The organism is Aeromicrobium sp. Root495 (assembly GCF_001426755.1).
In the GTDB taxonomy this organism is placed as follows: Bacteria; Actinomycetota; Actinomycetes; order Propionibacteriales; family Nocardioidaceae; genus Aeromicrobium.
Genome location: NZ_LMFJ01000001.1, coordinates 167,235 through 170,949 on the forward strand (window position 1 = coordinate 167,235; position 3,715 = coordinate 170,949).

At 72.6% G+C, this 3,715-nt stretch carries 4 protein-coding genes; 3 read left to right on the forward strand and 1 reads right to left on the reverse strand.

Annotated features, from left to right (window positions below; genetic code table 11):
* Positions 1-164: 164 nt before the first annotated feature.
* From cofC to ASD11_RS00895, 3 genes are read left to right on the forward strand one after another with little or no spacing between them, the layout of a single operon-like run.
* Positions 165-839: a 2-phospho-L-lactate guanylyltransferase gene (gene cofC, locus ASD11_RS00885; RefSeq protein WP_056282009.1), complete on the forward strand. Its 675-nt coding sequence runs from the start codon at positions 165-167 to the stop codon at positions 837-839.
* 11 nt (positions 840-850) lie between these two features.
* The gene (locus ASD11_RS00890) at positions 851-1,636 is read left to right on the forward strand and encodes an acyl-CoA thioesterase (protein WP_162246449.1); all 786 of its coding nucleotides are present in this window, start codon (positions 851-853) and stop codon (positions 1,634-1,636) included.
* Positions 1,611-2,402 (forward strand): enoyl-CoA hydratase-related protein, encoded by a 792-nt coding sequence (locus tag ASD11_RS00895; protein WP_056282013.1) that lies wholly within the window; start codon positions 1,611-1,613, stop codon positions 2,400-2,402. Before ASD11_RS00890 ends, ASD11_RS00895 begins: the two co-directional genes overlap by 26 nt.
* Before the next feature lie 11 nt (positions 2,403-2,413).
* Here the strand turns inward: ASD11_RS00895 and ASD11_RS00900 are convergent.
* Positions 2,414-3,715, reverse strand: a 1,302-nt coding sequence (locus ASD11_RS00900) for an HNH endonuclease signature motif containing protein (protein ID WP_156464518.1), incomplete at its 5' end; no start/stop codon positions are given.

The following is a 3,715-nucleotide window of genomic DNA, read 5'->3' on the forward strand; positions in this document are numbered from 1 at the left end:
GGAGCAGGGCATCGAGATGCCGCCGCTGCCGCCCGTGCCCATGCAGCTGGAGACCACCGACGGCGTGCGCCGCAAGGCGCAGCGCGACCCGGGTGCCTGGTGCCGCGACAACGGTGTCACCCCGCCCGCCGGCTCCTTCGCCCTGGCCACCGCGGATCGCTGACATGGACACCGTCGTCCCGATGTGGTCCATCGTGCTGCCGGTCAAGCCGTTCGGCGTGGCCAAGTCGCGTCTCCAGTGCACCCCGGCCGCCCGGGCCGAGCTGGCCCGCGCCATGGCGCTCGACGTGCTCGACAGCATCCGGCTCGCCGAGAGCGTCCGCACCGTCGTCGTGGTGACCGTCGACGACGAGATGACGGCGCACGCCCGGTCGGCCGGCGCCACCGTGCTGCGTGACCGACCGTTCCTGTGGGCCGACCCGCTCAACCAGGGCGTCACCCAGGCCGCTCGCTGGCTCGGCACCCACCGCCGGGCCGATGGCGTGGCCGTGGTGCCGTCCGACCTCGCTGCGCTGCAGCCCGGTGACCTCGACGCGGTGCTGCGTGCCGCGGCCTCGCGGGAGAAGGGCTTCGTTCCCGACGCCGCAGGCACGGGCACCACGATCCTGACGGCCCTCCAGGGCTGCTCGCTCTCGGCCGCCTACGGCGAGGGCTCGGCCATGGCCCACAGCAAGCGGGGCCACCGCGGCCTCACCGAGGCGCCTTTGCGCTCGCGGATCGACGTGGACACCCTCGACGACCTCGGTGTGGTGCTGCCCGACCTGGGCCTGCGCACCAAGCAGGTCGCCCACGCCCTGCAGCGCTCGGGCTGGTTCCCCGGCGCCGTGCGCAGCGCATGACGGGACAGCTCGTGACTGATCTCCTCGCCCCCGGCTCCACCTTCGCCGAGCTCGTGGACCTCGAGCGCGTGGACACCAACGTCTTCCGCTCGACCTTCGAGTCGGCCGGCCTCAAGGCCCTCTACGGCGGGCAGGTCGCGGCCCAGGCCCTGGCCGCGGCCGGCAGCACCGTGGACGACGCTCGGCTGCCGCACTCGCTGCAGTGCCGCTACCTCCGTCCCGGCGACGAGACACGACCGGTGGTGTTCCGCGTGGACCGCGACCTCGACGGCCGACGGTTCTCGGCGCGCCGCGTCACCGCCTGGCAGGCCGGCAAGGCGATCCTGACCGCCTCCGCCTCGTTCCACGCCGCGTCGACGGTGACGTCGTCGGACCGGGACGACCTGCCCCGCCCCACCGACGGCGTCGAGCGGGCCAGCCGCTTCCCCGCCCTCGTCCACACGCAGGAGCCCGTGCCGACGGAACGCACCCCTCCGGGCCGGCTCTGGGTCGGCTTCCACGCCCCGGTGGCCCCCGACCCGTTGGCCCGGGCCTGTGCCCAGGCCTTCGTCTCCGACCTGACCACACCGGACTCGCCCGGCTGGGACGACCACGTGGAGCCCGGTCCGAGCCTGGACCACGTGATGTGGTTCCACGACCTGCAGTCGCCCCAGGACCGCTGGCTCGTGGAGACCGAGCTCGAGGCGGCGACGTCGGAGCGCTACACCTACCGCGGACGGATGTGGTCGGAGTCCGGCCGCCGCGTCGCGACCTTCGCCCAGGAGGCTCTGTATGTCGAGCACCAGCACCAGCACTAGCCCGCTCGCGGTGACGCTCGTGGACGGCGTCCTCGAGCTCCGCCTCGACCGGCCCGACGCGCTCAATGCGCTCGACCCCGGTCTCGGCCGGGCCCTTCGTGACGCCTTGGAGGCGGCGGCCGACGACCCCACCGTGCGGGTGGTGGTGGTCTCGGCCTCCGGACGCGCGTTCTGCTCGGGCTGGGACCTGCGCGCCCAGGGCGGCCTCGCCGAGGGCGAGAGCATCCTCGGCGACATCGTGAACCCGGCGGTCCTGGCCCTGCGGGAGATGCCGAAGCCTGTCGTGGCCCGCGTCCAGGGCGTGGCCGCCGGAGTCGGGGTCTCCCTGGCCGCGGCCTCGGACTTCGTCGTGGCGGGCGAGTCTGCCTCCTTCCTCCTGGCCTTCGCCCGCGTGGGCCTGTCGGGCGACGGCGGCATCACCGCGACCCTGCCGGCCCGGGTCGGCATCGGACGGGCCGCCCAGATGATGACGTTCGCCGAGAAGGTCCCCGCCTCCGACGCCGCGGAATGGGGCCTCGTGGACCGGGTCGTGCCCGACGCCGACCTCGACGCGACCACGACCGCCCTGGCCGAGCGGCTCGCAGGCGGCCCCACCCGGTCGTACGCCGCGACCAAGGCGTTGCTCAACGCCTCGGTGCTCCCGGCCCTGCGCGAGCAGCTGGCCCGGGAGGCCACGACCTGGGCAGAGCTCCGCGAGAGCGCCGACCACCGTGAGGGCAAGCTGGCGTTCGTGGAGAAGCGACGTCCGGTCTTCACCGGTTCCTGACGGGGTCCCGGTCATGCTCGGTGCCGCGAGTTCCGCTGCCACGCCGAGCTGCCCGGTGGTCTCCACTCGACGTGTCCGTCGGCGGCGATCCGGTGCTCCCAGTGGTGGTCGTGGACGTGGTGGTGGTGCCTCGTGCAGAGCAGGGTGCCGTCCTGCAGGTCTGTCTTTCCGCCGACGGAGTAGGGGGTGAGGTGGTGGGCCTCGGTCCATTCCGGTGGCCTGTCGCAGGTGGGGAAGGAGCACCCGCCGTCTCTGTTGGCCAGGGCGATCCGTTGATGCTTCGTGAAGTACCGCTTGGACTGTCCGTACTCGGTGGGCAGTGACGTCCCGTCGAGGACCATGGGGATGATCCCGACTCGGCAGGCGAGCTTCCTGGCCTGTGACGCGGAAAGTCTGGTGCCGTCACTCAAGGTCGCCGGCGCGATGCCGTCGATCAGGGTCTGGTGCTCGAGGGTGACGACGACCTGGGCTCCTACGCCTCCGTTGGACGGCAGCTCCTCGACCGGGAGGTGGGAGCAGAGGTCTGTGAACGCGCGGCCCATCCGGTGGGCCGGGTCGCCGACGTCCTCCGGGACCGGCCCCAACGTCGCATCAGGGTCGGTGAGGTGGGCGCGGGACGGCGCGGCCAGAGCCTCGAGGGCCGTGCGGAGCATGACGGCCTCGGCTTCCGGGACCTCGCCCCTGAACCCGTGCATGCCGTTCTTCTTGTCCCACATCACGAACGAAGCGTTCCGGCGCGCGGCCTGCTCCCGGTCGATCAGGAGGTTGTTCTCGTGGGCGTCGACGTCGGGCTTGGCCGCGTAGACGTCCATGAGGCGGTCGGTCCGCCGGCGCAGGTCCCGGATGGTCAGCCGTTCCGCATCCTTGAGCAACGTCCGCTCGGCGAGGTCGCGCTGGGTCTCGGTGACATCACCCGGGAGCTTGTCCAGACCGGTCGCGATGACCGAGGACTGCTCGAACGTCACCTCACCCCGCGCGAGGGCGTCCTGGGTGTGGGTGGTCTTGGCCAGCTTCGCGGCGGTCTTGACCAGCCGGTGCCCGGCAGCCTCGTCGCCTCCGAAGTCGCGCGCCAGCAGGTTGCCGGTGGACGTGGCGCCAGCCTTCCGGGCCGTGCCGGCGGACTCCAGCGCTCGTGCCGCCGCCATCTCCTGCGCCGAGATCCGCGCCTTCGCCCGGGCCAGCTCGGCCGACAACCGCCGCACCTCACTCGGCTCCAGACCCGACCACGCATCCAACGCCATCCGGTCCAGTCCCGCGTGCAGCACCGAGACACCAGCCACCAAGGGGTGGGAGTCGATCGGTTGAGCGGTCAT